The organism is Neptuniibacter caesariensis, from assembly GCF_000153345.1.
GTDB lineage: Bacteria > Pseudomonadota > Gammaproteobacteria > Pseudomonadales > Balneatricaceae > Neptuniibacter > Neptuniibacter caesariensis.
In genome coordinates, this window is record NZ_CH724125.1 from 2,055,884 (window position 1) to 2,079,916 (window position 24,033).

The following is a 24,033-nucleotide window of genomic DNA, read 5'->3' on the forward strand; positions in this document are numbered from 1 at the left end:
ATGAGTGACGATACCGAAGAACAAGAATGCCCCCCCTGCCCCCCCGGGTTACCTGCTTGGTTGGCGACATTTGGCGACTTGATGTCGCTGTTGATGTGCTTCTTCGTACTACTACTCTCCTTCTCGGAGATGGACGTACTGAAGTTTAAACAGCTTGCAGGTTCGATGCGTGAGGCGTTTGGTGTACAAAACCAGATCAAAGTAGAAGATATTCCGAAAGGTACTTCTATCATCGCTCAGGAGTTTAGTCCTGGCCGCCCTGAGCCTACACCTCTGAATGAAGTCCGTCAGATGACGGTCAATAACGATATGAATACGTTGGATATTCGATCGAAAGAGGGTGACAGCGACTCCCCTGATCAGGAGGCTGGTGAACAGCAAGAGTTGCAAAAAGAGCAGGAACAGGAAGCGAAAGAGGAAGCGGTAGAATTTGCCGCGGCGCTTGCTGAAGAGATCGGTGACGGTAGCGTTGAAGTGGAGACTGATGGTAAGAAAATTATCATCCGTATCAAGGAAAAGGGTTCCTTTGATTCAGGCTCTGCTGAGTTAAAGTTTGAGTCGATTCCTGTGCTGGCCAAAATTCGTGATGTGTTACTTGATGTTAAAGGTAATGTTTCCATTGAAGGGCATAGCGATAATATCCCTTATGCAGGGCGGCGTTTTGAGTCTAACTGGGATCTGTCTGTCGCACGTGCTTTAGCGGTTGCTCATGAACTGTTTGGCGATCCGCGTATTGATCAATCTCGTTTCAAAGTCTTAGGGATGGCAGATACTAAGCCCTTAGTACCTAACGATACTCGTGCAAATCGTGTTAAGAACCGCCGTGTTGAGATAATCGTTACTAAAGGCAAAGATAAAGAATCGTTGGAGAAGATTCAGGCCCGTAAAGAGGGTGACCCTGATGGGCAGCTAATCAATCTACAGCCTGACGATATTTTCTAAACATGAATCATAAAAAAACCGCCGGAAGGCGGTTTTTTTATTCAGCCGGTAAGGCTTACTTAGAGTTGTCCAGCATGAACTGGATAGCGCCTTTGAACTGATCATCAGTACAGTCCATGCACAGGCCTTTAGGTGGCATTGCACCTTTACCGTTTTTCACAGAAGCCAGAAGAGCATCCATACCTAGAGCAGCTCGTGGAGCCCAAGCGGCAGCATCACCTGTTTTAGGTGCACCAGCTGCGCCAGAAGCGTGACATGCAACACACTTAGTATTGTAAGTTTCGTTAGCCATTGCTGCAGCAGGTAGCATCATAGTCGCAGCCATCGCTGCAATCAGTACTTTCTTCATTATAATTTTCCTGTAAGTGCTCAAAAGTTTGTCGTTGGGCCTAACCGGCTTACCCCACGCTAAAGCCTGCTACCCCTATGTAGCATCTATTAGTAACCCAAACAGGGTGAATTGTATCTGAACGAAATCAATAGAAGAAACGATTAATGCTAAAGAATGAAGAAATGTAGCGGGTAGGAGGAGAGATTAGGCGGCTAGATTAACCGCCCAGGCGCATTGCGAAGCTTGCTTGGTTATGTTGAATACGTAGTGTCTGATCAGCTATACGCTGGTCTGCATGGAATTCTGCAATCGCTTGTTCGACCAGATGTTTAGGCGCAATTGCCAGGTTGCGAACATCAATTTCGGAGTAACCACGTTTCAGCAACTGTTTCAGCTGAATTTTTAAGTTTGTTTCTGTCATGTTTATTTGCCTCTTATATATTGAGGCTAATCATGCCGGTAAATTATTGCAGGAATATTTCAGTGCGATCAAACTTCAATTTCAATACCAAGCGAGTGATACGCTTCCTTTATAACGTTAGGGTCTAGGGGGGGCGGTGAGGTATCGATTCCTTCGGCAAGTTGTTCAACAATGGTTTTTAGCACTTCAATTCTTGCATACCATTTGTGGTTGCCCGCAATAATGTGCCATGGAGCTGCTTCTGTTGAAGTGTAAGTGAACATGTCTTCTATCGCAGATTCATACTCAGCCCAGCGTTGACGGTTTCTGATATCTTCGGTGGTAAGCTTCCAGCGTTTCACTGGATTGTTTAAACGCTCCTCGAAACGCTTTAGCTGCTCCTCGGGTGTGATATGCATAAAGATTTTAATAATCCGCGCGCCGTCATCGATCAGGCTCCTTTCAAACTCATTGATCTCTTGATAGGCCCGCTGCCACTCTTTTTTCGAGGCAAATCCCTCTATGCGTTCTACCAGGACTCGGCCGTACCAGGAGCGATCAAAGATAGCGATTGAGCCTGCTTCAGGGAGCCTTGCCTGGAAGCGGTGGAGGTAATGTTTGCTTTGTTCTTCCGCGCTTGGAGCACTAATGGGATGAACAGTCACCCCCCTAGGGTCTAGTTTTTCAGTGACCCGCCTAATGGCGCCCCCTTTGCCGCTGGCATCCCAGCCTTCAAGTACCAGTATTGCCCGTTTGTTTTGATGGAAGTATGCCTGCTGAACCTGAAGCATTTTTTTCTGCCATTTTTTTAACTTCTTAAGGTAAGCGTCTTTATCAGGTAAAACCGATTCATCAAAATCGATATTCTTGAGAGAAGGGGAAGGATTTTGCAGAACAATTGGACTGGGCTGGTGCATACTTTTCTCCTCTGATTCTCAAAAAGAATAGGGGAGATAGCAATTCACAGCAAACCCTACTTAAGTGAGGAGGGGGCCTGGCAGTTAAGTTCCTGTAGAAAGAAAACTGTCTTAAGGCCGGGGTGATTATCTTTTAATTCGATTTTTCCGCCCATCACTGTATTGATTAAGTTATACACGCGATAAAGGCCTAGCCCAGAGGTACCCTGGCCGAGATTCGATGTATAAAAAGGATCGAAGGCATGCTCACAATCTTTCTCAGTCATCCCTTTTCCGTTATCCGTGAAACTAAACTTGATCCCATCAGGGCATTTTTCATAGTCGATTTTAATGATCCCCTCACCAGATTTAACACCGTGGGTGAGACTATTTTCCAGTAAGCAATAGATCACTTGTTCAAATGATTCAGAAAAATTGGTTATGCGTAGCTCTTCAGGTAAGTGATTGAACAGAGTAATGTTTCGGTCTGTGCAATAGCCAGAGAACAGCGCGAATATATCGTCAACCCGGTTTTTGGGGGCGAAGCTTTCAGGCGTGCTTGGCAGTGAATCTGAGGATAATTCTTTAAAGCGGGTTATCAGGTTGATACTTCGGTTAAGGTTTTGTTGAATAATGGAGATCGTATCAGAGCTGTCTTGAAAGAAACTCTCTAAACGATCTCGCGTGACTGCATTGCTTTCATAGGCGCTTCTAAGTTGGTCCAGAGAGTTTTTACTGCTGTCAGCACCTAAACGCATATTGCCCAGCGGGGTGTTGAGTTCATGAGCGAGGCCTGCAATTAAGCGTCCTAAACTGGCGAGTTTTTTCGCTTCAGCAAGTTGTTGAATGGTGTTCTGGAGCTCTTGATGGGCGCTCTGCAGAGCCTGGAAATGTTCGCGTTCGGTTTTCTCCGCGTTAATTCTGGCGGTGATGTCTTGTAAGGTTTCTATAGCGCCTGACACTTGCCCCGCCTGATCAAAAAGTGGCGATGCATTGAAGTGAAGCCAAAGCCCATTCTCACCAATTTCAGGAAAAAAACTTTCTGCTGTGTAGGCACCCGAGATGAGTGCAGAGTTTGATAACTCCTGATCATAGTGCTGTTTTATATGCGCAAAAGGAGCCTGATCGATAACCAGATCGGCAAGGGTAGGCCTTGGTTCGGGGTAAAATCCCCGCCAGCTCTCTTTAAGACCTATTTTCTCCTCTGCTGAATATCCCGTTAGTGCTTCACAGGCTTTATTCCAATGAGTAATTCTGTGTTCTTTATCGATCACGAAGGTAGCGATTGGGCTGCCTTGCAGTATTTGCAGAAGCTGCCTCTGACTATCGACCACAGCCATTCGGGCACTATGAAGTTCCGTGATATTTCGGCCAATTCCCCGATAGCCGGCGAAATGACCTTCGGAGTCGAAAAAAGGGGTACCGCTGATTGAATAGCGCTGTAGCCGATTGTTATCTCCGGGAACACTATATTCAAAGTCCCGGAATGCCCTGTGCTGATGGCAACAGTCGATATGCGCTTGCAGCTCTTCCTGGCTGATTCCCTGAACGGGCATCTCCCATCGGACTTTGCCTAAGAATAGATTCTGATCACGTTGCAGGCTTGCTGTGGATAGCCCGAAAAAGCGCGTGAAGCGTAATTCATGGTCTTGTTCCCAAAACCATTCAGAGGATAGCTCTGCAAAATCAGAGAGTATCTTATTTTCAGATTCCAGCATTTGGATCTTTTTTTCCAATGCTTCTCTGGAGAGCTTTTCATTTGGCATAGCGGGCCTGGTTGCCGATAAGTCACTCCTACAGAATAGTTAGGGAGCTAGCTTTTCTCAAAGAATAACTGCGGGGTGTCATGGCTCGGCTGTTGATAATTTACTCTGATACATCAGGTGATCTGCATGATCGATCCATTGGTCGATTGATTCGATTTCACGGGTTAGCTGATGAACTCCGTAGGAGATCCCAACGTTTATCTTTTGTTCTTCTTCAATGAGTAACGTGATTCTGTCGCCGACCCGATTAATAAATTCCTCAGCGTCATGTTCAATGCTGTTGTTTAACAGAACGACAAATTCATCCCCTCCATAACGACCTAGCAGGTCGGTTTTTCGAACAGATGACCGCAAAGTCCGGGCGAGTTCAATAAGGCAATTATCGCCGACCAAATGGCCATAGTTATCATTAACTTGCTTGAAATCGTCGAGATCGATAAAAATGAGTGTTGCAGCAGTGTTGTATCGGTTGAAGTGCTCCAGCGCCTGTCTTAGATGGTCATTGAACGCGTTTCTATTAAGTACTTTGGTTAAGGCGTCTTGGCGAGACGCTCTCTCAAGTTTTTGCTGCCGAATGATTAATTCGGTGCGATCAACGGCAGAAAAAACCCGAAATGGGCGGCTGCTTTTTTCTTTAACCTGGGCGGTCGCCATATGCACATGCTTGGTTAATCCATCAGGGCGTTTGAGACGGTAATCGATCCCCTTTGTTTGTGTGTGTTCTAGAGCATTTTCTACATAGGTAAGGTCTTCTGGGTGTACAGATTTTAAAAAACACAGCGGGTTATTAAAAAGTGTCTGCGCAGACTGCTCCCAGAGCTTTTCGAACCCCTGGTTTACATAGAGTGTTTCAAGCATATCGTCGGTGGTCATCCATATGGCCACTTCTGATGAGACCGCTTCTATGATGGTTTTTAATTTTTGCTCAGATTCCCTGAGTAAATCTTCCGTACGTTTTAACTCGGAAATATCCTGTATAGATGAAATAAAATAGAGGGGTTTATTATCGAAGTCACGAATGAGCGTTGTTGTTAACTTGGCCCAAACCAGATGCCCATCCTTGTGACGATAACGTTTAATTTTTGAGAAATCCTGGGAAATTTCATCTGCCAGAATAGACCGAATCCATAAAATGCTTTCTTCTAACTCTTCAGCCAGAGAAAGTTCCTGAAAAGTGAGGTCCAGAAGCTCTTTTTTGGGGTAGCCTAAAAAGTTACAGAGGCATTGGTTTACTCGAATAAAACGACCTTTTAAGTCAACATGGGCTAAGCCTATGGCTGCTCTTTCAAAGCTCAGAGAGAATTCGTGGTTTGTAGAGTCTTCGTTCAGGTCTTCCATGTCCGGTTTGATCCTTTGAATAGGTGACTTAACCGCATATCAGTCTAGATGAAAAATAAGTAAACTGCGGTGAAGAAGATTCATGAGGAGAAGAAAACATGTCGTTAGAACAGAGCAGTAGTTCCCCTCCTCGAACGGTTCAACGTGCTGTATATGCGCTGTGGATAAGTATTGGGGTTACCTTGCTGCTTTGGATTAGTAATTATTCAGCAGGTGTTATGAATCAGCAGGAGTTTTTCTCATCCCTGCTCATTTTGGCCCTCTTCTGCTTATTACCTTACCAAATCAGTCAACGCAGTAATCTGGCAAGGCAGTTCTGTATTGCATTAACACTGTTTAGCCTGATCGTATTGGTATCAGGAGGGCATGAACATCTTACTCAACTGGAGTATGTTGTTTCCCTCCTTATGTTGCCGGTGGATCTTTATATCATCTACCAATTGCTTTCCAGGCCATCAGCACAGTGGTTTCGGAATAAAGATGTGTGAGTAGCGTCATTGTACGAATTAGTCTGCGGAGCCTAACCAGTCTCGGGCTGCGGTAGTTATTTTCTCGACTGCAGTATGGGATATCTTTCGTTCAATAGAGATTGCATAGAAGTTATTCACTATCTCATTGGTTTCTCCAAGGGTCACGAGTCCCAGTTGTTGCGATACTTCCTCTCGAATCGGTGTAGGTACCACCATGATCCCCTTGCCCGCGTTGGCAAAAGCTTTGATCAATGCGCTGTCATCAAACTCACCGACCACCCGAGGGTGGATGCGGTTCTTATTAAACCATTGCAGTAACTGCGAACGCACAATCGTTGTCTCACTAGGGAGAAGCATTGGAGAACCGTTAAGGTTTGCAGGGAATTCGCCGGTAAGTTGTTCTGCCACCGAAGGGCTTGCCATGAAACTGCTACCGCAAGTGCCCAGGCTATGGCTGAAACCGTTCACGCTGACATCGGATGGAATAGGGGACTCAGAGATGACCAGATCCAGCTTATGCAGTGCCAGCTCAGCTAATAGCTCATTGATATTGCCCTCGTGACAGATCATTCTGACATTATTAATGTCGTCCATCGCAGGTGATAGCAGGTGGTAAGCAATTGATTTTGGTACTACATCAACAACCCCGACTTTGAAAACCAAAGGGCGTATCTTGTCCAGGTTTCTCACCCTTTCTTCTAACTCGCCGCCCAGCGAGAAAATGTCCGTTGCATAACTGAGTACCATATGTCCGGTTTCTGTGAGCTCAAGCTGTCGACCGACTTTGGTAAATAAAGCGCAACCCAGGTAATCATCTAAAAGACTAAGTTGGGCGCTGATCGTATGGGGTGTAACACTGAGTCTCTCTGCCGCTGCAGCAATGCTTCCCTCTTTTGCGACCATCCAGAAATAGTGCAGGTGCTTGTAATTAATCATGATAGCTCGATAAAAACGAATATTTCTTTAAGAATAATCGAGTTTTATTGTTTTTGGTAGCCGGTTAAATTTTGAACTGTTGATGCCGGAGAGCCAATTTTGGTTCTTGGTAAAAAGAAACCAGGAGGGGTGTATGAATACATCTATACGATCATCTGCAACTCAAACGCAAACATCGGCGTTGGAGTCCAATAAGGTACTACGCAACACCTATGCATTGTTGTCCCTTACATTGCTGTTCAGTGCTATCACTGCGGGTGCATCTTTACTACTCCAGCTGCCTCACCCCGGCATCATCATCTCTTTAGTAGGCTTCTTTGGTCTGTATTTTCTGACCACCAAGCTTCGCAATAGTATATGGGGGCTGCCTTCAGTGTTTGCTCTCACAGGTTTCATGGGATACACCCTGGGGCCAATCATTGGTCATTATCTGTCGATGCCCGGCGGCGGTACGATTGTGATGAATGCGATGGCCATGACGGGGCTTATTTTTCTGAGCTTGTCGGCCTATGTGTTAACAACCCGTAAGAACTTTAGCTTTATGGGTGGCTTTTTGATGGTTGGTATTCTGCTGGCGTTTTTTGCTGGGCTCGCAGCTGTATTTTTCCAGATCCCTGCGTTAGCACTAGCGGTTTCAGCAATGTTCGTGCTGTTGATGTCAGGTTTCATTCTTTATGAAACCAGCAATATCCTTCATGGAGGTGAGACCAATTACATCATGGCAACGGTTTCCCTATATGTATCGATTTACAATTTGTTTACCAGTTTGTTACAGATTCTAGGCTTCCTCGGAGGCGATGAATAAACACAGACTCTTAGATTTAGCTATGCACTTGTGATAACCCGTGTTGGGGTTTTCAGGCGACCGATTAGGTCGCCTTTTTTTATTCCGGTTTCAACCAGTTTGCTGTCGCTTGAAGTAGTTTAAGTTGTGGGGTTGTGATCCAGATGGCGAGGGCTTGACGATGAGTGCTATCGGGGCGTTCCACTTTGAATTGCCAGTTGTACTCGAGCTGCGACTTTTGCAGCTTTTCCAAAACAACAAATTGGTGATCTAGCTGTTTGCCATGATTCTCGCCTGCTGTTACCTGACTGCTTAGATCAAAGCCCATTAAGGCTACATGCGCGATTAGTTGTTGGTGGGCAGCTTTTGGCGTGTAACTGACTTCCAGCATCTCACCCACTAATCTGGCTTTCAATTCTCCACCATCTGCTTGCGGCCTATCAGGTAGAGATGATCTGGAGAAAAAACCACGCCATTCACGGCCATTTACCATCCAGCCGGGTGTATATACGCTTCGCAGGAGCCTTTGTCTGCGGTAATCATATTGCCTTTTGTTAAATTCAGGTTTTGCAAATCGATCTTTCCAGCCGATGTAGTCCCAGTAATCAACATGAAATGCCAGAGGAATGAACTGCTGCCAAAGTCCAGGCTTTGAAGTGAATTGGCTCAGGTAGTTATCTGCCGGAGGGCAGCTGGAGCAACCTTCTGATGTATATAGTTCAATAAGTAGAGGGGGCTGACCTTGTTGTTGAAATAACTGTTCACTTTGAACAGGCATTGATGCCGTAGTCATTGCGCTGATTAAGCATAGCGTGGGAAGTATGGTTTTTAATGATTGCATAGCTCGGTCCTCCTGTGAGGTTGGGACTACCGGGCTAGTAAAGAGTTCATTAATCAGTCTGTTAGGGGGCCAGCTTACAGGCGATGCTTTTGCCAGGTAAAGTAGGGTAAGCGTTCAGTCGATGAGGGAACTGATACCAGGTGGCCCTGCTATCCCAGAACAAATTCTGTTCTGGAACGAGCTCAAATGATGGAGGTATTTGATCCAGTGTGCCTGCTGGTATAACCATCGCTTTACCGGTTTGTGCCAGCCATGGAAGATGGGAGCCGCAGTGTTTACAGAAACAGGTTGCGAAATGTTTCGCATCTGCCGGCTCATAGCGCCCCACCATCTCTTCCCCCTGAGTCCAGCGGAATTGTTCTGGGGGCATTAATATATTGCTTGCGTGGGCGCTCCCTGTCACTTTTCGGCATCGAGAGCAGTGGCAATACTGGAAGGCCATAAATGGCGGTAGTATCTCGTAGGTAATACTACCGCACAGGCAACTTCCTTTTAATACTGTTTCATCCATGGATTTGCCTCAGTTAGGGAACCTGCGAATAAGTCTAATGCTTTCTCAGTGGGCTTGTTCGTAGGTTCCTTAGCTATCGAAAGCCGTAACCATTGAATCAAGCTGCTTAACCAGCTCATGAAGCTCTTTACTGGCTGCAGCTGTTTCATTGGACGCTTCACTGTTTTGGCGCGCCAAATCACGGATAGCCACGATATTCTGCTGAATCTCTTCTACCACGGAGGATTGTTGCTCCGAACTGCTCGCTATCTGAATACAGCGATCCGAAATCCCATCAATTGATTGTTGTACCTCTTGGAATGCTTCATCGGCTTGATTAGCGACACTTACACTCTGTTGAGCATGATCTCGGCTAATTGACATGATCTTAACGGTTTTATCGACGGCAGCCTGAACCCGATCAATTGATGCTTCAATCTCTTGGGTAGAGTTTTGTGTTCGGGTAGCGAGCGTTCGCACTTCATCGGCTACCACCGCAAACCCTCGACCAGATTCTCCTGCCCTGGCCGCTTCAATAGCGGCATTCAACGCCAGAAGGTTGGTCTGTTCAGCGATATCGTTGATGACCGTGATTACATCACCAATATTGTCTGTGTATTGCTTCAATTCAAGTGTCGCATCGGTCGCCTGAACGACTTCTTCGGAAAGATCCTTGATATGTTTTACCGTATCAAAGAGGGCTTCCCGACCATTTTCAGTGGTAGTGCGAGCTCCTTCTGATGCGGTAGACATATCGCTTGTATTGGATGCAATCTCCTGGGATGCACAGGCCATTTGGTGGACAGCCGCGGCGACCATATCGCTTTCTTTATCCTGTTGGCTAATGCCTGAATTGGTCTGCTGGATAGCGCTATCGGTGACATTGATCGCCTGTTCAATCGTTTGACTGACATCGCCCAGACGGGTTAACACCGTGGTATTTCTTGCTTCGTTCATCTTCAGCGCAAGGTCAACTTCGCCGAACTCATCTTGACGGTCGCAATACATCAACTGAATAAGCGGGTTACTGAAGCGCTTGCGGGCAATGCTGGTTAAGGATCTGATGGGTTGCATGAGACGGAAAAAACAACCGCCTAACAGAAGTAGAGTAGCAGCCATAACACCAATTGCAGCTAATGGTGCTCCAGATAGATACACACCGATCATGCCAAATAGCGAAATAAAAGCAGTTAGGGCGAGTGTCTGATTGTTAGTCGACCTTAACTTAAGGGCGCGTCCCGCTTTGCCAGCATTTGCGACATTGTAAATAGCTTCTGCTTTAGAAACCTGCTCTGTGGTGGGTGTAAAGCGAACAGACTGGTAACCAACTTTCTGGCCTTTTTCGTATAGCGGAGTCACATAGGCATCGACCCAGTAGTGATCGCCGTTTTTACAACGATTTTTTACAATGCCACGCCAGGGTTTACCTTCTTTCACGGATTCCCATAGGTTAGCAAAGGCAGCAGGTGGTACATCAGGATGGCGGACAACGTTGTGTGCCTTGCCAATGAGTTCTTCCTCGGTAAAACCGGATACATCACAGAAAACCTGATTAACGTAGGTTATGCGGCCTTTTAAATCAGTTGTGGATATGATCCGTTGACCAGGAGGGATCTTTACCTCCTTGTTGGTAACTGGCATTTTCTTCATGCGAGCATCCTTCTTCCAGCAGAACTGTATAAACTGCCCTCAGGGTCTCAATTTTATTGAAACTCCTGTGGATCTGAGCAGTCTCTTTATAATTATAGTTAGGATTGCCTGTGATAAAATTTTCCGAGCAAACCATTGCGGGCAAAGTTTAGACTATTTGCTTGAAATCAAATAGTGATTTGCGACTAATGGGTCGGTGAATAAGTACACAAACATTGAGTACATCTAAAAGCGGAGTAAGAAAGCAAAATGCCATTTCAACTGGAATTCAAGGTCAGAGATTATGAATGCGATATGCAGGGTATCGTGAATAACGGTGTATATTTTAATTACCTTGAGCATGCACGCCATGAATTTTTGCTGGATAAAGGCATCGATTTTGCCGACCTGACCACAAAGAAAATACATCTGGTCGTTATCCGCTCTGAAATGGACTACAAACATTCTTTAACCAGTGGTGATCGATTTGCTGTTCAAGTGGAAGTGGAACAAATCAGCAAGGTAAAGTTTGGCTTCCGGCAAAAGGTGATCCGGCTGTCGGATGAGAAAATTGCGCTTGAAGCGCTGGTGACTGGGACAGCATTAAATGAAAAGGGACGACCTTTTGTGCTGCCCGAAATTGAGGCTTTGATTTCTGGATAAAATAGGACAATGCACTGGACCGAGTGGCTATTAGCTAATGAAATCTCCATCCGTCTGGCATTTTTTTTCGGCATCTTTCTTGTGATGGCTGGGTGGGAGGTTTATCGCCCTTGCCGTCCTCTGCTGTTTAGCCGTTGGTTTCGCTGGAGTAATAACCTGGCTCTGGTGTTTTTTAACAGTTTGTTGTTAAAGATAGTGTTCCCTGTCGCCGCAGTAGGAGTAGCCCATTTTGTTTCGATGAAACAGTGGGGGCTATTTTCGCAGTTGCCATTGCCTGAACCACTGGAAATTATTCTTGCCGTCTTTCTGCTTGATCTATTGATCTATGTGCAGCATGTAATATTCCACAAAGTTCCCATGTTGTGGCGTTTGCACAAAACTCATCATGCTGATCCGGATTATGATGTCACTACCGGTGCGCGGTTCCATCCCATAGAGATATTGCTCTCTATGCTGATAAAGATGGCTGTTATCTTTCTCTTAGGGCCTGCTGCAGTCGCCGTACTAATCTTTGAAGTATTACTGAATGGTACTGCGATGTTTAATCATTCAAATATCCAGTTGCCAAGGCGCCTGGATAGCTTGCTCAGGTATCTGATGGTTACACCCGATATGCACAGGGTGCATCATTCAAGAATTCGGCGGGAAACAGACAGTAATTATGGGTTTGCTTTATCCTGCTGGGACCGCTGTTTTAAAACGTATATAGCGCAACCCACTGAAGGCCATAAAGGTATGAAGATTGGTCTTACCGGGATGGACAATCCAAAGCAAACCAGCCGCCTGGATGGAATACTGATGATTCCATTCAGGGATGAGCGCTAGATGGTCTCTTTAAGCTGACTCCAGAAGGCGCTAACCAGAGGACTTTTCAGTTTCTTCTCCAGCGTCACAATACCTACCTCGTAGGATTTTAGCTTAGGTGTGATATTCAGGATTTCGACGGTATTCGCAAGCGGGCTGTTTTCCAGCACGATTTGCGGCACAACCCCTACCCCAAAGCCCAGGCTTACCATACTTACGATCGCTTCATTTCCCGCCACTTGAGCATAGATATGGGGTTTCATGTTTTGCTCTTTAAACCAGCGATCGACCCGCTTTCGGGCCACACCGGCCTCAGAAAGGATCATTGGGGTTTGGCTGTTAGGGGCAACAGCATCACTATCTTTCAGTTTCTGTTTTGGTGAGATGAACAGTAAAGGTGAATTTGCTATGGGTTTGAAAGCTAATCCTGTTGGAATTGCATCAGGCTTTGCTGTGATAGCAAAGTCTTCATCGCCGGACATAACGCGAGAGATCGCATGATCGGGATCTCCGGTGTGTAACTTGATTTCAATTTTAGGGTAATTGCTACGAAATTCGCTGAGGATATCAAAAAGAAAACTGTAGCTTGCTGTCACTGAGCAATACATACTGATTTCACCATGCAGTTCTGCTGAATGTTCCATCAGTTGACTGCGGATCATATCCCACTGGCTTAATGAGTCACGGGCATAGCTTAGAAATACATTCCCGGCGGGTGTGAGCTCCACGCTACGGTTATCCCTTTCAAACAACGCAGTACCCACTTCTTCTTCGAGCTGCTTGATGCTTCGGCTTAAGGCGGATGGACTGATAAACGAAGCTTCACTCGCCCTACCAAAATGGAGGGTCTCAGCGAGATGGACAAATTGTTTGAGTTGTTTGATATCCATAGGGAGTATTGCGTCAAATGAAATATAGATAATAGTTTATGCGAATTTTTAGAATTTTAAACCCGTGAATAATTATGGGAATGACTGAGGGTGAAATGCTCCAGAGTATAAAGGCATAGTTGAACGGCTTGTTGGCTAATCAAGCTGAGGCGTGAAGTGGTTTGCTACAGATCAAGGGATACTTCAGAACTGCTTGTTCAAGAATAATAAGCCTAGTTGTCACCTTAAATCGATGTTCTTATAGTCATTAGAGCGCTAAGGATAAATTGGAATAAATATGTCAAAAAACAGAGAACAGTTAAGGGTTTTGTTGCTACAGATAAGAGACGGTGGCCAGGTTCGTGAAGAGGAACTTAATAGCTTTGCTGAGTACTGTGGTTTACAGCTGAATCAGATCGATGTGCTTAATGTGTTTGATACACCCACTTTCTCTGACCGAGACGCTGATGAATATGATGCTTTGCTGGTGGGTGGGGCAAGTGAAGCGAATGTTCTCTTACCGGAAGAATTTCCCTTTGTGACTGATTGCCAGCGTCTTCTGGCCCGTTGTGCTGAAACGAACAAGCCGGTGTTTGCGTCATGCTTTGGATTCCAATTGGCTGTGCTGGCCCTGGGTGGTGAAATTAAACACCGTGAAACCGATTTCGAGATGGGAACAGTACCCATTTCGCTCGAATACAGTGTTTGGCAGGACCCCATATTTCGTGATACGCCGGACGGCTTTTTCGCAGTGTCAGTGCACAAGCAATACGCAGATAAGCTGCCAGAAAATTGTGTTTCGCTAGCTTACACAGAACAGTGCATCCATGCTTTCCGAGTGAAGGATAAGCCATTTTGGGCCTTCCAGTTTCACCCGGAAGTGGATAAACGTATTTTGGTGGAGCGTCTCACTTTCTACAAAGATAAGTACACAGACGGGGATGATCATTTGGACAATGTTCTGGCAAATGCGCAGGAAACACCCCAATCTAACGCCTTGATGGGAAAATTTGTCGACCGAATCTTGGTAGACCAGGAACACTTACTGGACTAAGCGTCTGAAGCATGGCTTCCTGGCGCTGGTCACAGTAGAATGGCTGTTTTTAATGATACGGATGTATAACGCGAAATGACTGAACCGCAGAATCAAGATAATCAGGAACCGGTTAAACCGCGTAGTCGTGGTATCTATCTTTTACCTAACCTGTTTACGACCGGTGCGCTGTTCTCTGGATTTTATGCCGTTGTGGCAAGTATGAATGGCCATTTTGAGAATGCGGCCATTGCGATCTTTGTGGCCATGGTGCTTGATGGTTTGGATGGGCGTGTCGCTCGTTTGACGAATACGTCGAGTGCTTTTGGTGCGGAGTATGATTCACTGGCGGATATGGTTTCATTTGGTGTCGCACCGTCGTTGGTTGTTTTTAATTGGGTGTTGGATGACATAGGTAAACTTGGCTGGTTTGCTGCATTTGTTTATGTGGCTGGGGCTGCTTTAAGACTTGCTCGATTTAATACTCAGATAGGCTCAACAGATAAGCGTTACTTTATTGGCTTACCGAGCCCAGCTGCTGCTGCCGCGGTTGCAGGTCTAGTGTGGGCTGCAACAGAATACAATGTTGATGGTGCGCCTTATGCCTATGCAATCGCTTTATATGTAGCACTGGTCGGTGTCCTTATGGTGAGTAATGTTTTGTATTACAGTTTTAAGGATGTGAGTTTAAAAGAGAAAGTACCTTTCCTTATCCTGGCCGGCATTGTGTTAGCGGTTGGGGTGATCTCAATCGATCCTGCCGTTTTCCTCTGGTTGCTCTTCCTGGTATATGCGATTTCGGGCCCTGCGTTATGGCTGATGCGAAAAACCAAACAGAAGCCTGCCAACTAATCATCTGAACGGCCTCCTTTGTGAGGCCGTTTGTTTTTCTGCTATACCTGATAATAGTCATACTTGCTTAGGAGCTAGTTATGAAACTATTGTCGTGCCAGTGTTCTACCTTAAAAGCAGTTGCCTACAGCGTACTGTTTGCGTTGAGTATTATCCTGCTAATCAGTTTTGCTTTCATATTGGTTGGTGCTTGATGAAAGCGCCAAAAGAAAACCGCGAGAGTCCGGGGCTTTGGAGCATGCTTCTAAGTGTGCTTGCAGCCTTCTTTGGTGTGCAAACACAGCGAAACTATCAGAGAGATTTCGCTTCAGGCCGGTTCTGGCCCTATGCTGTTCTAGGAATTGTGATGGCCCTGTCATTTGTTGGGCTGGTTTATCTGTTGGTTGCGCTAGTGCTAGCGCAATAACCGACCGATTTCCTTGCAAAAAAAATATCACTGCTATACTTGCTGATAACAACCAAGTGGATTGGTCGGAAATGATAGGACGGATTCCAGGCGCAAGAGAGCCTGCCCGAACCCTGTCGCTACCGACGTTGAATCAAGAAGTACAACGCCCTTAGTGAGAGGATTCTGACAGGCTCTTTTGCGTGTAAAGTAAAGGGGGCTGCAATGATAAAAACAATACTGGGTTTCCCAGCGCTGTTATTGTTTGCTACCGCTTCTCAGGCTGCCTGGGAAGTGAATCTACCGCGCGGTGTGACTGAAGTCAGTCGAGAAATTTATGATCTGCACATGACCATTTTCTGGATCTGTGTGGCGATTGGCGTGGTGGTTTTTGGGGTGATGTTATGGTCGGTGATCTACCACCGGAAATCCCGTGGAGCTAAGGCGCACAATTTCCATGAAAATGTACTGGTTGAGATTGCCTGGACCGTCGTTCCTTTCATTATTCTTATCGCCATGGCTGTTCCGGCCACCGCTACACTGATCAAAATGTACGATAACACCGAGGCTGAGTTAGATATTCAGATAACCGGCTATCAGTGGAAGTGGCGTTACCAATATCTGGGAGAGGAGATCGACTTCTTCTCTAGCCTCTCTACCCCTCGTGACCAAATCAATAATGCAGCGGTTAAAGGTGAGCACTACCTCTTGGAGGTGGATAACCCTCTTGTGATCCCCGCCGGGAAAAAAGTGCGTTTTTTGCTAACTGCAAATGATGTTATTCACTCCTGGTGGGTACCCGATCTGGCCGTGAAAAAGGATGCCATCCCAGGCTTTATTAATGAAGCATGGACCATTGTAAATGAGCCAGGGGTTTACCGTGGGCAATGTGCCGAATTATGCGGTAAAGATCATGGCTTCATGCCCATCGTGGTTGAGGTTAAAGCTCAAGCTGATTTTGATGCCTGGTTAGCCGAAGTGAAACAGGCTGATCAGGATAAAGCCGCCGAGGCCCAGAAAAGCTGGACATTGGCGGAACTAATGGAAACAGGTGAAGAGGTCTATAACAAGGCCTGCTTGGCTTGCCATCAGGCTAACGGTGAAGGCATACCCGGAGTGTTTCCAGGCTTGAAAAATAGCCCAATCGCATTAGGAGATCCCGGCCCGCACATTGATGTTGTGCTTAACGGGAAACAGGGGACGGCGATGCAGGCATTCAGGGATCAGCTAACGGCAGTTGAACTGGCCGCAGTGATTACCTACGAGCGTAATGCCTGGGGTAATAAAGTAGGCGATCTGGTGACACCCGCGCAGATTGCTGAGCTGAAAGAGTAGGAGGGACCATGAATACGAGCGTTGCAGTTTCTCACCACCATGGTCCGGCTTCCGGAATAAGCCGTTGGTTATTTACCACCAATCACAAAGATATTGGTACTTTATATTTATGGTTTAGTTTTCTGATGTTCCTCACCGGTGGTTGTATGGCTTTGCTTATTCGAGCTGAGCTATTCCAGCCTGGATTGCAGTTAATTCAGCCTGATTTTTTCAATCAGATGACCACTATGCATGGATTGATCATGGTATTCGGGGCCGTGATGCCTGCTTTCGTGGGATTGGCAAATTGGATGATTCCATTGATGGTGGGAGCCCCAGATATGGCCTTGCCGAGGATGAATAACTGGAGTTTCTGGATTCTACCGTTTGCCTTCGCAATGATGATCTCTACCCTCTTTATGGATGGCGGAGCACCAAATTTTGGTTGGACTTTTTATGCGCCGCTCTCAACGACCTACGCCCCTCCCAGTGTGACCTTCTTTATCTTTGCCGTGCATATGATGGGCATCAGCTCGATTATGGGGGCTATTAATATTATTGCGACCATTTTAAATCTTCGTGCACCTGGCATGACAATGATGAAACTCCCCCTGTTTGTCTGGACCTGGTTAATTACCGCGTTTCTGTTAATTGCGGTGATGCCTGTTTTGGCCGGAGTAGTCACTATGATGCTTATGGATATCCATTTTGGAACCAGTTTCTTTGACGCGGCTGGTGGTGGTGACCCTGTCCTTTTTCAGCATGTGTTCTGGTTCTTTGGCCATCCCGAAGTGTACATCATGATCTTGCCAGCATTTGGTATTGTCAGTGAGATCATTCCTACCTTTGCTCGCAAGAAACTCTTTGGATACGCCTCTATGGTTTATGCCACGGCCTCGATTGCGGTGCTCTCTTTTGTGGTTTGGGCGCACCATATGTTTACCGTCGGTTTGCCGCTAGCCGGAGAATTATTCTTTATGTTTGCGACCATGCTTATCGCGGTGCCGACAGGGGTGAAAGTCTTCAATTGGGTTGCAACGATGTTTAGAGGCTCGATGACTTTCGAAACACCGATGCTGTTTGCGTTGGCGTTTGTGGTGCTTTTTACCATTGGTGGCTTTTCAGGCTTGATGCTCGCTATAGCGCCCGTGGATTTTCAGTACCATGACACCTATTTTGTGGTTGCACATTTCCATTATGTGCTCGTCCCGGGTGCCGTCTTTGCGATCATGGCGGGAGCGTACTACTGGCTACCAAAATGGTGCGGTAACTATTACAACGAAACCATGGGGAAAGTGCATTTCTGGTGCAACTTTATTGGGGTAAATATTACCTTCTTCCCTATGCATTTTATCGGTTTGGCTGGCATGCCGCGTCGAATTCCTGATTATGCGTTGCAGTTTGCAGATTTTAACGCGATAGCGACGGTAGGGGCGTTTATATTTGGCTTTTCTCAGTTGATCTTCCTCTACAACGTCATTAGTTGTATCCGTAATAGTAAGCCTGCCAGCGACAGGGTATGGGAAGGCTCCCACGGTTTGGAGTGGACGGTTGCTTCCCCCGCGCCATACCACAGTTTTAGTGAGCCGCCACAAGTGAAATAAAGAAGGTAGATTTGATGGCTAATCAAGCGAAGCATCATCGAACAGTTACGGGCCTGGTTTTAGGCGCGCTAATGATGTTCGGTTTCGGTTTTGCTTTGGTGCCTCTTTATGATGTTTTCTGTGAAATTACCGGTTTGAATGGAAAAGTTGATCTGGTGCAGGCTGAGCCTTCAACATTCATTGACCATAGTCGGCAGGTAAAACTGCAAATGGTTGCGGTTAACAATGAAACGATGCCTTGGCGATTTCGTCCAGTATCGTCAATGGTTGAGCTCGCTCCAGGGGAAATGCATCAAACGGCTTATCTGGCCAGAAATCTGACCGAGGGCTTCATGATTGCCCAGGCTGTTCCCTCGGTCTCGCCCTCAGAAGCCGCACCCTATTTGGAAAAAATAAATTGTTTCTGTTTTGAAAGGCAGCCACTAAAAGGGCAGGAAGAGAAAGAGATGCCGCTGGTGGTATCAATCTCGCCTGAGCTTCCTGAGCATATTCACACGATAACCCTCTCTTACACGCTGTTCGATATCACGCCTGAACAGAAGGCTGAATTGGCTGGGCAGGGAAGGAGTTCATTATGAGTACACAATCTTATTATGTCCCGGAGCAGAGCCGTTGGCCGATTTTGGCTTCAATTGCGTTGTTTCTTATGGCCTATGGCGCCGCTAACCTGATAAATGCCCTCTCAGCAGATGCCGGGGGTGGTTTTGGGATGCTGCTGTTGCTGGCAGGAACATTGGCTATGGGGCTGATCATGCTGGGTTGGTTCGGTAATGTGATTCATGAAAGTGCCGAAGGGTTATACAGTCCGCAGATGGATCGCTCCTTTAGGTGGGGGATGAGCTGGTTTATCTTTTCTGAAGTGATGTTCTTCATTGCGTTTTTTGGTGCTTTGTTTTATGTCAGGACACTGGCTGTTCCCTGGTTAGGTGGGGAAGGTGAAAAGGGCGTTTCGAATATGCTTTGGGAGGGGTTTCAGGCCCAATGGCCGCTCATGGTTACGCCTGACCAGAATGCTTTCCCTGGGCCCGAACAAATTATAGACCCATGGCATATACCACTGTTTAACACCATATTACTTATCTCCTCCAGCTTTACAGTCACACTCGCGCACAAAGCGTTGAAATTAGATCAACGGTCGAGAGTTGTGTTTTGGCTCGGAGCGACCGTTCTTCTTGGTGTCGTGTTCTTGTACTTTCAGGCCTATGAGTACGTTCTGGCCTATAACGAGTTAGGTTTAACATTAAACTCAGGGATTTATGGGGCAACTTTCTTCATTCTCACCGGGTTTCATGGGATGCATGTAACTTTGGGGACGCTCATGCTCATCATTATCTGGTTACGGGTGATGAAAGGGCATTTCAGTTCTGAGAAACATTTTGGTTTTGAGGCGGTGGCCTGGTATTGGCATTTTGTTGATGTGGTCTGGGTTGGGTTATTCCTTTTTGTTTATATCTTCTAATTCATTCAGGGCATGTGAGGACTTATTTCGCCGGTATAAAAGCCATAGATAAGAACTACGACGATCAAAACACTAAAGGAGACACGAAAAAATAGTGAATTGACTGTCCGGTGGCTTTGGCCCTGATCTTTTATTAGAAAGAACAGCCCCGAGAACAAACTGATGACAACAGCGGCAAACAGCAACAGAAGCAGTAACTTTAGTGACATGGTGCTCTCCTTTTCACGGGGGATGTAATGAGTAAAGTTCAAAGCTCTCAAGGCTTCAAGTACCTTCTTATTATTGCCTTGCTGGTGCTGTTGCCCCTCTTGGTAGGTTTGGGCTTTTGGCAGTTAGGACGGGCGGAGCAAAAAAGTGTGATGCTCATGAACTTGCAGCAGGCCGAAGTGATGGAATGGGGGCAGCTGATGCAGAAAAGTGTCGTGGATGATTATTTGCCTGTTCGGGTTAGCGGCATGTTTGATCAGCAGCGATATTTTCTACTGGATAATCGAACCCGAGGTGGTGCTGTCGGATACGAGGTGATTGGAATCCTGGAACTGAGCAATGGAGAAGCGATAGCCATCAATGCAGGCTGGGTAAAGGCGGGAGCTGATCGTCGGAAATTACCTGAAGTGGATTTTCCTGTAGGTGTGCAAGTGTTGATCGGTTCTATTACGCATTCTGGGCGAGGATTTGTCTTATCGGAGCAGCTTGAAAATAGTCATTGGCCCATTGTCATTCAGCGTCTTAATACGGAATTAATTTCAAAAATGCTTGGCCATAAAGTTGAGCCCTTTGAAGTGAAGTTAAAAGAGCGGTTGTTGCCCGAGTTAAATGTCGAATGGCCAATCACCGGGATGACTTCAGCAAGACATACCGCTTATGCATTTCAGTGGTTTTCGATGGCGTTAGCGCTTGGCGTGATGATTGGCTTGGGATGGTATCGAGTCATTAAGGAGCAGCGCAATGAATAAAATAAGCTTCTGGTTGGTGATAGGGGTTGGTGGCTTGCCGGTGCTGTTGGCAGCTGTGATGTATTTTTCAGAATTGGGTATTCCATCAGGACGTACCCATTCAGGTGAGTTGTTAAGCGGCAAGCATATTAACAGTTGGCAGTTGCAGGATCAGCAACGTGGTCGCTGGCAGTTACTTCTGACTTCGGGTCAGCAATGCCAAGACGATTGTGATAGCTGGTGGCACAGCTTGGGGAAGGTGCATGAATCTTTGGGTAAAGAGCGGAAAAGAGTGCTATTGCTACGCGTTGCACAAGAAGACACTCAACTGGAAAAAGAACGATTTCAGCAGTTGGGCAGTGCTGTGTGGATTGTCGACCCGAACGGAAATCTGGTAATGCGCTACTCTCTGGATAAGCAGCCAAAATTGATCCTTAAAGATTTGAAAAAGCTGTTAAAAGTTTCAAGAATTGGTTAGAGGGGGCCTTCAATGAAACGCTACGCATGGATAACAGTCAATATAGCTACAGGGCTCGCTCTCTGCGTTGTGCTATTAGGGGCATGGACACGCATCAATGATGCTGGACTTAGCTGCCCGGACTGGCCTGGGTGTTATGGGCATATGATCATGCCATCACAGGCTAATGAGTTGGAATTGGCCCAGCAGGCGTTTCCTCAGACCCCCATTGAGTTACCAAAAACCCATCTGGAGATGGGGCATCGATATCTGGCAGGTATTTTGGGCTTTTTGATTGCCGGCTTGGCGTTGATTGCATATCAACAGAAGCATAATCGAGCATATCCGCATTTACTCAGCTACTTGCTTCTGATGTTAGTCACCATACAGGCAGCATTTGGTATGTGGACAGTGACATTGAAGCTTTATCCACCTGTAGTGACTCTGCATCTTTTGGGGGGAATGTTCACATTACTCCTGCTCATTGTGTTGCGAAAAAGAATTGAACAGTTGAATGATGGCAAAGTGAGTGATGCAGGATCTTATCCGCGGATCGTGAAGGTAGCCTTAGTTGCGCTTATTTTACAGATTGCTGCGGGTGGCTGGACTAGCTCAAACTACGCTGGCCCCGCTTGTGAACACTGGCTTAGTTGTAATCCTGGTTCAGCGATTGAGCCTGACTTTGGAACAGGCTTCGATCCAACTGTTGTTATTGGGCCTGACTACCAGGGTGGATACCTTCCTATAGAAGCCAGAGCTGCGATACAGATAGGTCACCGTCTGGGGGCGTTAGCAGTATTAGTGGTTTGTATTGGATTGTTGGTGAAATTAAGAAAAGTGAAGCCGGTCGCAGGCGCTCTGGTATTGCTGGCCACAACATTATTCGCACAGTTATTACTTGGCGTATTGAATGTGGTATGGGCCGTTCCGGCGTTGCTGGCGATGCTGCATCATGGATTTGCGGTGGTATTGGTGCTTATCCTTCTACATATAGGCTTTAAAGCTTCTGCTGTTAAAGAGGTGTCGTGAAATGAAAAATGAACACTCTTTGCTTGTAGCAAGTCAGCGAGTTGCCTGGCAAGACTATCTAGCGCTTTGTAAGCCTAAGGTTGTTCTTGTCATGTTAATTACAGCTGCGGTTGGGATGTTGTTAGCGGTGGAAGGAGCACCGCCTTTAGATAAGGTCTTTTATGGATTAGTCGGCATTGCGTTGGCATCAGGTTCAGCTGCTGCCATTAATCATGTGATGGATAGAAAGATCGATGAGAGGATGGCCAGGACAAAAGGACGGCCACTACCGCAAGGGAAGTTAAGCCCGCAGCAGGCATTAACGTTTGCGGCGCTCATTGGTATCGCAGGCATCAGCATACTGACCATACTGGTGAATCCTCTAACGGCTTGGTTAACTGTGGCTGCCCTGATGGGCTATGCGGTGATCTATACCGTATGGTTAAAACGTGCGACGCCACAGAACATTGTAATAGGGGGCATTGCCGGGGCTGCTCCACCTTTGTTGGGTTGGACGGCAGTGACAGGAACTATAGAACCAAATGCTCTGCTGTTAGTACTGATAATTTTCGCTTGGACTCCGCCGCACTTCTGGGCGCTATGCATTGCTAGAATTGATGACTATCGGAAGGCAGATGTACCGATGCTCCCGGTAACCCATGGGATTGCATATACAAGAATACAAATTGCTTTGTATAGCCTATTGATGGTTGTAACGACACTCTTTCCCTTCATGACCGGTATGAGCGGAATCATCTATTTATGCTTAGTGGCCCTGATAAATATCAGGTTTATGTATTGGGTATATAAGCTATGGAGTGGCATAGCTGAAATACCCATGAAGCTATTTTTATGCAGTATTAATTACATCATGCTGCTATTTATGATTTTACTGGTAGATCACTACCTTCAGGACGTACTTATAAGTGCGTAAATAAAAAGTAGCCATCGTCTTAGAGAAATCTGTTGAGAGGGAGAAAACGCAGTAATGACAGTCCAAATTAACTGAGGCCACACTAAAGGACTGGTGCGGCACTCGAACAAAGAGGAAGCATCATGTTTATTCAGCATATGATGGGTATTCTATACCACCCTAAACAAGAGTGGGGACAGATACGTAAAGAGCACTACAGTGCAGCGCATATATTCTTGCAGCAGATAAGCATACTGGCTGCTATACCAGCAATCTGTATGTTTATTGGTACAACGCAGGTCGGCTGGAGCATTGCCGGTAGTGAATTTATTAAACTAGATACGATGAGTGCGTTACCTGCAGCTGTCGCATTCTATTTCGCAATGTGGGTTGCGGTAGGGTTCATAACCTATGCAATCCATTGGATGGAGAAAAACTATGGGGGAGATGTTAGTTTTGATGACTGCCTATCTCTTGCAACATATACCGCAACGCCAATGTTTCTCTCTGGATTAGCGGCGCTCTATCCGTTGCTATGGTTTAACGTTGGTGTAGGCTTATTAGCCGTTTGTTACTCGGTATACCTTTTATACACAGGCGTACCGGTCATTATGAAAATACCTGAGGAGAGAGCCTTTCTTTTCTCGACCTCAATCCTGACCGTAGGATTGTGTACTCTGGTTGGTATTATTGTGACGTCTGTCATTTTGTGGAGCACAGTGATTCCATTGAATTATATATCTGGATGAATAGACCTACCTGAAAAAGGCGCTTTTAAAGCGCCTTTTCTATTTCTAATGGCTGTATCAGAGCTGAGTTTGTACGCCAAATAATCAGCTCTGGTTGTTCTTTAAACGATTTAAGCGGTTTCTTCACTTTTTTACGGTTTTTTTAAGTTTTTTTACATTGGGGTG

At 46.2% G+C, this 24,033-nt stretch carries 28 protein-coding genes; 17 read left to right on the forward strand and 11 right to left on the reverse strand.

Annotation, left to right across the window (positions count from 1 at the left end):
- Complete coding sequence (locus MED92_RS09525; protein ID WP_007021320.1) at nucleotides 1–942, forward strand: flagellar motor protein MotB; 942 nt, start codon at nucleotides 1–3, stop codon at nucleotides 940–942.
- 55 nt (nucleotides 943–997) lie between these two features.
- Here MED92_RS09525 and MED92_RS09530 read toward each other — a convergent pair whose 3' ends face one another.
- From MED92_RS09530 to MED92_RS09550, 5 genes are all read right to left on the reverse strand, one after another.
- Entirely contained in the window at nucleotides 998–1,291 is a 294-nt protein-coding gene (locus MED92_RS09530; protein ID WP_007021321.1) for a c-type cytochrome, read from the reverse strand.
- Between the two features lie 199 nt (nucleotides 1,292–1,490).
- Nucleotides 1,491–1,694: a hypothetical protein gene (locus MED92_RS09535; RefSeq protein WP_007021322.1), complete on the reverse strand. Its 204-nt coding sequence runs from the start codon at nucleotides 1,692–1,694 to the stop codon at nucleotides 1,491–1,493.
- Between the two features lie 68 nt (nucleotides 1,695–1,762).
- A complete protein-coding gene (locus MED92_RS09540) occupies nucleotides 1,763–2,590 on the reverse strand; it encodes a polyphosphate kinase 2 family protein (protein WP_007021323.1) in 828 nt (275 codons plus the stop codon).
- A 56-nt stretch (nucleotides 2,591–2,646) separates the two neighbouring features.
- Nucleotides 2,647–4,335 (reverse strand): PAS domain-containing sensor histidine kinase, encoded by a 1,689-nt coding sequence (locus MED92_RS09545; protein WP_007021324.1) that lies wholly within the window; start codon nucleotides 4,333–4,335, stop codon nucleotides 2,647–2,649.
- A gap of 78 nt (nucleotides 4,336–4,413) precedes the next feature.
- Nucleotides 4,414–5,673: a GGDEF domain-containing protein gene (locus MED92_RS09550; protein ID WP_007021325.1), complete on the reverse strand. Its 1,260-nt coding sequence runs from the start codon at nucleotides 5,671–5,673 to the stop codon at nucleotides 4,414–4,416.
- Between the two features lie 98 nt (nucleotides 5,674–5,771).
- Here MED92_RS09550 and MED92_RS09555 point away from each other — a divergent pair, with 98 nt between their 5' ends.
- Complete coding sequence (locus MED92_RS09555) at nucleotides 5,772–6,161, forward strand: hypothetical protein (protein WP_007021326.1); 390 nt, start codon at nucleotides 5,772–5,774, stop codon at nucleotides 6,159–6,161.
- Nucleotides 6,162–6,179: 18 nt separating this feature from the next.
- Here the strand turns inward: MED92_RS09555 and nhaR are convergent, their stop codons facing one another.
- A complete protein-coding gene (nhaR, locus tag MED92_RS09560) occupies nucleotides 6,180–7,079 on the reverse strand; it encodes a transcriptional activator NhaR (RefSeq protein ID WP_007021327.1) in 900 nt (299 codons plus the stop codon).
- 133 nt (nucleotides 7,080–7,212) lie between these two features.
- Between nhaR and MED92_RS09565 the strand changes: the two genes are divergently transcribed.
- Entirely contained in the window at nucleotides 7,213–7,884 is a 672-nt protein-coding gene (locus tag MED92_RS09565; RefSeq protein ID WP_007021328.1) for a Bax inhibitor-1/YccA family protein, read from the forward strand.
- A gap of 79 nt (nucleotides 7,885–7,963) precedes the next feature.
- On the opposite strand, the gene MED92_RS09570 is transcribed toward MED92_RS09565, so the two are convergent.
- The 3 genes from MED92_RS09570 to MED92_RS09580 all read right to left on the reverse strand — a co-directional run bounded on the left by MED92_RS09570 (nucleotide 7,964) and on the right by MED92_RS09580 (nucleotide 10,844).
- Nucleotides 7,964–8,704, reverse strand: a complete 741-nt coding sequence (locus tag MED92_RS09570) for a DUF1223 domain-containing protein (RefSeq protein ID WP_007021329.1) — start codon at nucleotides 8,702–8,704, stop codon at nucleotides 7,964–7,966.
- A 61-nt stretch (nucleotides 8,705–8,765) separates the two neighbouring features.
- Nucleotides 8,766–9,215, reverse strand: a complete 450-nt coding sequence (locus MED92_RS09575) for a GFA family protein (protein WP_040661717.1) — start codon at nucleotides 9,213–9,215, stop codon at nucleotides 8,766–8,768.
- A 69-nt stretch (nucleotides 9,216–9,284) separates the two neighbouring features.
- Complete coding sequence (locus MED92_RS09580) at nucleotides 9,285–10,844, reverse strand: methyl-accepting chemotaxis protein (protein ID WP_007021331.1); 1,560 nt, start codon at nucleotides 10,842–10,844, stop codon at nucleotides 9,285–9,287.
- 249 nt (nucleotides 10,845–11,093) lie between these two features.
- On the opposite strand from MED92_RS09580, the gene MED92_RS09585 reads away from it, so the two are divergent.
- The gene (locus MED92_RS09585; protein ID WP_007021332.1) at nucleotides 11,094–11,486 is read left to right on the forward strand and encodes an acyl-CoA thioesterase; all 393 of its coding nucleotides are present in this window, start codon (nucleotides 11,094–11,096) and stop codon (nucleotides 11,484–11,486) included.
- Nucleotides 11,487–11,495: 9 nt separating this feature from the next.
- Nucleotides 11,496–12,311: a sterol desaturase family protein gene (locus MED92_RS09590; protein WP_007021333.1), complete on the forward strand. Its 816-nt coding sequence runs from the start codon at nucleotides 11,496–11,498 to the stop codon at nucleotides 12,309–12,311.
- Here the strand turns inward: MED92_RS09590 and ilvY are convergent.
- Entirely contained in the window at nucleotides 12,308–13,180 is an 873-nt protein-coding gene (gene ilvY / locus MED92_RS09595; protein ID WP_007021334.1) for an HTH-type transcriptional activator IlvY, read from the reverse strand. The genes MED92_RS09590 and ilvY overlap by 4 nt on opposite strands.
- A gap of 277 nt (nucleotides 13,181–13,457) precedes the next feature.
- Here ilvY and MED92_RS09600 point away from each other — a divergent pair, with 277 nt between their 5' ends.
- From MED92_RS09600 to MED92_RS09630, 7 genes are all read left to right on the forward strand, one after another.
- A complete protein-coding gene (locus MED92_RS09600) occupies nucleotides 13,458–14,213 on the forward strand; it encodes a type 1 glutamine amidotransferase (protein WP_007021335.1) in 756 nt (251 codons plus the stop codon).
- Nucleotides 14,214–14,288: 75 nt separating this feature from the next.
- Entirely contained in the window at nucleotides 14,289–15,044 is a 756-nt protein-coding gene (gene pssA / locus MED92_RS09605) for a CDP-diacylglycerol--serine O-phosphatidyltransferase (RefSeq protein ID WP_007021336.1), read from the forward strand.
- Between the two features lie 193 nt (nucleotides 15,045–15,237).
- A complete protein-coding gene (locus MED92_RS09610) occupies nucleotides 15,238–15,450 on the forward strand; it encodes a DUF2970 domain-containing protein (protein ID WP_040661722.1) in 213 nt (70 codons plus the stop codon).
- A gap of 204 nt (nucleotides 15,451–15,654) precedes the next feature.
- Nucleotides 15,655–16,764 (forward strand): cytochrome c oxidase subunit II, encoded by a 1,110-nt coding sequence (coxB, locus tag MED92_RS09615; RefSeq protein ID WP_007021338.1) that lies wholly within the window; start codon nucleotides 15,655–15,657, stop codon nucleotides 16,762–16,764.
- Between the two features lie 8 nt (nucleotides 16,765–16,772).
- Nucleotides 16,773–18,347, forward strand: a complete 1,575-nt coding sequence (ctaD, locus tag MED92_RS09620) for a cytochrome c oxidase subunit I (RefSeq protein WP_007021339.1) — start codon at nucleotides 16,773–16,775, stop codon at nucleotides 18,345–18,347.
- Between the two features lie 14 nt (nucleotides 18,348–18,361).
- The gene (locus tag MED92_RS09625) at nucleotides 18,362–18,925 is read left to right on the forward strand and encodes a cytochrome c oxidase assembly protein (protein ID WP_007021340.1); all 564 of its coding nucleotides are present in this window, start codon (nucleotides 18,362–18,364) and stop codon (nucleotides 18,923–18,925) included.
- Nucleotides 18,922–19,806 carry a cytochrome c oxidase subunit 3 gene (locus MED92_RS09630; protein ID WP_007021341.1) on the forward strand — a complete coding sequence of 295 codons (885 nt, stop codon included), beginning with the start codon at nucleotides 18,922–18,924 and terminating at the stop codon, nucleotides 19,804–19,806. Before MED92_RS09625 ends, MED92_RS09630 begins: the two co-directional genes overlap by 4 nt.
- A gap of 5 nt (nucleotides 19,807–19,811) precedes the next feature.
- On the opposite strand, the gene MED92_RS09635 is transcribed toward MED92_RS09630, so the two are convergent.
- On the reverse strand, nucleotides 19,812–20,015 hold the full coding sequence (locus MED92_RS09635; protein ID WP_007021342.1) for a twin transmembrane helix small protein: 204 nt from the start codon (nucleotides 20,013–20,015) through the stop codon (nucleotides 19,812–19,814).
- A 27-nt stretch (nucleotides 20,016–20,042) separates the two neighbouring features.
- Between MED92_RS09635 and MED92_RS18530 the strand changes: the two genes are divergently transcribed.
- From MED92_RS18530 to MED92_RS09660, 5 genes are all read left to right on the forward strand, one after another.
- On the forward strand, nucleotides 20,043–20,762 hold the full coding sequence (locus MED92_RS18530; protein ID WP_007021343.1) for an SURF1 family protein: 720 nt from the start codon (nucleotides 20,043–20,045) through the stop codon (nucleotides 20,760–20,762).
- Entirely contained in the window at nucleotides 20,755–21,219 is a 465-nt protein-coding gene (locus MED92_RS09645) for a hypothetical protein (protein WP_007021344.1), read from the forward strand. Before MED92_RS18530 ends, MED92_RS09645 begins: the two co-directional genes overlap by 8 nt.
- A 12-nt stretch (nucleotides 21,220–21,231) precedes the next feature.
- Nucleotides 21,232–22,227, forward strand: coding sequence for a COX15/CtaA family protein (locus MED92_RS09650; protein ID WP_040661725.1), 996 nt, complete (start codon nucleotides 21,232–21,234; stop codon nucleotides 22,225–22,227).
- A gap of 1 nt (nucleotide 22,228) precedes the next feature.
- Nucleotides 22,229–23,140, forward strand: coding sequence for a heme o synthase (cyoE, locus tag MED92_RS09655; protein ID WP_007021346.1), 912 nt, complete (start codon nucleotides 22,229–22,231; stop codon nucleotides 23,138–23,140).
- Nucleotides 23,141–23,262: 122 nt separating this feature from the next.
- A complete protein-coding gene (locus MED92_RS09660; RefSeq protein WP_007021347.1) occupies nucleotides 23,263–23,868 on the forward strand; it encodes a Yip1 family protein in 606 nt (201 codons plus the stop codon).
- Nucleotides 23,869–24,033: the final 165 nt, after the last annotated feature.

Excerpts from the sequence above, each read along its gene's own strand:
- MED92_RS09555 (WP_007021326.1), top strand. The coding sequence starts at position 5,772 with ATGTCGTTAGAACAGAGCAGTAGTTCCCCTCCTCGAACGGTTCAACGT.
- MED92_RS09585 (WP_007021332.1), top strand. The coding sequence starts at position 11,094 with ATGCCATTTCAACTGGAATTCAAGGTCAGAGATTATGAATGCGATATG.
- MED92_RS09525 (WP_007021320.1), top strand. The coding sequence starts at position 1 with ATGAGTGACGATACCGAAGAACAAGAATGCCCCCCCTGCCCCCCCGGG.
- ilvY (WP_007021334.1), bottom strand. The coding sequence starts at position 13,180 with ATGGATATCAAACAACTCAAACAATTTGTCCATCTCGCTGAGACCCTC.
- MED92_RS09635 (WP_007021342.1), bottom strand. The coding sequence starts at position 20,015 with ATGTCACTAAAGTTACTGCTTCTGTTGCTGTTTGCCGCTGTTGTCATC.
- cyoE (WP_007021346.1), top strand. The coding sequence starts at position 22,229 with ATGAAAAATGAACACTCTTTGCTTGTAGCAAGTCAGCGAGTTGCCTGG.
- MED92_RS09575 (WP_040661717.1), bottom strand. The coding sequence starts at position 9,215 with ATGGATGAAACAGTATTAAAAGGAAGTTGCCTGTGCGGTAGTATTACC.
- MED92_RS09545 (WP_007021324.1), bottom strand. The coding sequence starts at position 4,335 with ATGCCAAATGAAAAGCTCTCCAGAGAAGCATTGGAAAAAAAGATCCAA.
- MED92_RS18530 (WP_007021343.1), top strand. The coding sequence starts at position 20,043 with ATGAGTAAAGTTCAAAGCTCTCAAGGCTTCAAGTACCTTCTTATTATT.
- MED92_RS09550 (WP_007021325.1), bottom strand. The coding sequence starts at position 5,673 with ATGGAAGACCTGAACGAAGACTCTACAAACCACGAATTCTCTCTGAGC.
- MED92_RS09540 (WP_007021323.1), bottom strand. The coding sequence starts at position 2,590 with ATGCACCAGCCCAGTCCAATTGTTCTGCAAAATCCTTCCCCTTCTCTC.
- MED92_RS09645 (WP_007021344.1), top strand. The coding sequence starts at position 20,755 with ATGAATAAAATAAGCTTCTGGTTGGTGATAGGGGTTGGTGGCTTGCCG.
- MED92_RS09610 (WP_040661722.1), top strand. The coding sequence starts at position 15,238 with ATGAAAGCGCCAAAAGAAAACCGCGAGAGTCCGGGGCTTTGGAGCATG.
- MED92_RS09660 (WP_007021347.1), top strand. The coding sequence starts at position 23,263 with ATGTTTATTCAGCATATGATGGGTATTCTATACCACCCTAAACAAGAG.
- MED92_RS09535 (WP_007021322.1), bottom strand. The coding sequence starts at position 1,694 with ATGACAGAAACAAACTTAAAAATTCAGCTGAAACAGTTGCTGAAACGT.
- MED92_RS09625 (WP_007021340.1), top strand. The coding sequence starts at position 18,362 with ATGGCTAATCAAGCGAAGCATCATCGAACAGTTACGGGCCTGGTTTTA.
- coxB (WP_007021338.1), top strand. The coding sequence starts at position 15,655 with ATGATAAAAACAATACTGGGTTTCCCAGCGCTGTTATTGTTTGCTACC.
- MED92_RS09565 (WP_007021328.1), top strand. The coding sequence starts at position 7,213 with ATGAATACATCTATACGATCATCTGCAACTCAAACGCAAACATCGGCG.
- pssA (WP_007021336.1), top strand. The coding sequence starts at position 14,289 with ATGACTGAACCGCAGAATCAAGATAATCAGGAACCGGTTAAACCGCGT.
- MED92_RS09630 (WP_007021341.1), top strand. The coding sequence starts at position 18,922 with ATGAGTACACAATCTTATTATGTCCCGGAGCAGAGCCGTTGGCCGATT.
- MED92_RS09530 (WP_007021321.1), bottom strand. The coding sequence starts at position 1,291 with ATGAAGAAAGTACTGATTGCAGCGATGGCTGCGACTATGATGCTACCT.
- MED92_RS09580 (WP_007021331.1), bottom strand. The coding sequence starts at position 10,844 with ATGAAGAAAATGCCAGTTACCAACAAGGAGGTAAAGATCCCTCCTGGT.
- MED92_RS09570 (WP_007021329.1), bottom strand. The coding sequence starts at position 8,704 with ATGCAATCATTAAAAACCATACTTCCCACGCTATGCTTAATCAGCGCA.
- ctaD (WP_007021339.1), top strand. The coding sequence starts at position 16,773 with ATGAATACGAGCGTTGCAGTTTCTCACCACCATGGTCCGGCTTCCGGA.
- MED92_RS09650 (WP_040661725.1), top strand. The coding sequence starts at position 21,232 with ATGAAACGCTACGCATGGATAACAGTCAATATAGCTACAGGGCTCGCT.
- MED92_RS09600 (WP_007021335.1), top strand. The coding sequence starts at position 13,458 with ATGTCAAAAAACAGAGAACAGTTAAGGGTTTTGTTGCTACAGATAAGA.
- MED92_RS09590 (WP_007021333.1), top strand. The coding sequence starts at position 11,496 with ATGCACTGGACCGAGTGGCTATTAGCTAATGAAATCTCCATCCGTCTG.
- nhaR (WP_007021327.1), bottom strand. The coding sequence starts at position 7,079 with ATGATTAATTACAAGCACCTGCACTATTTCTGGATGGTCGCAAAAGAG.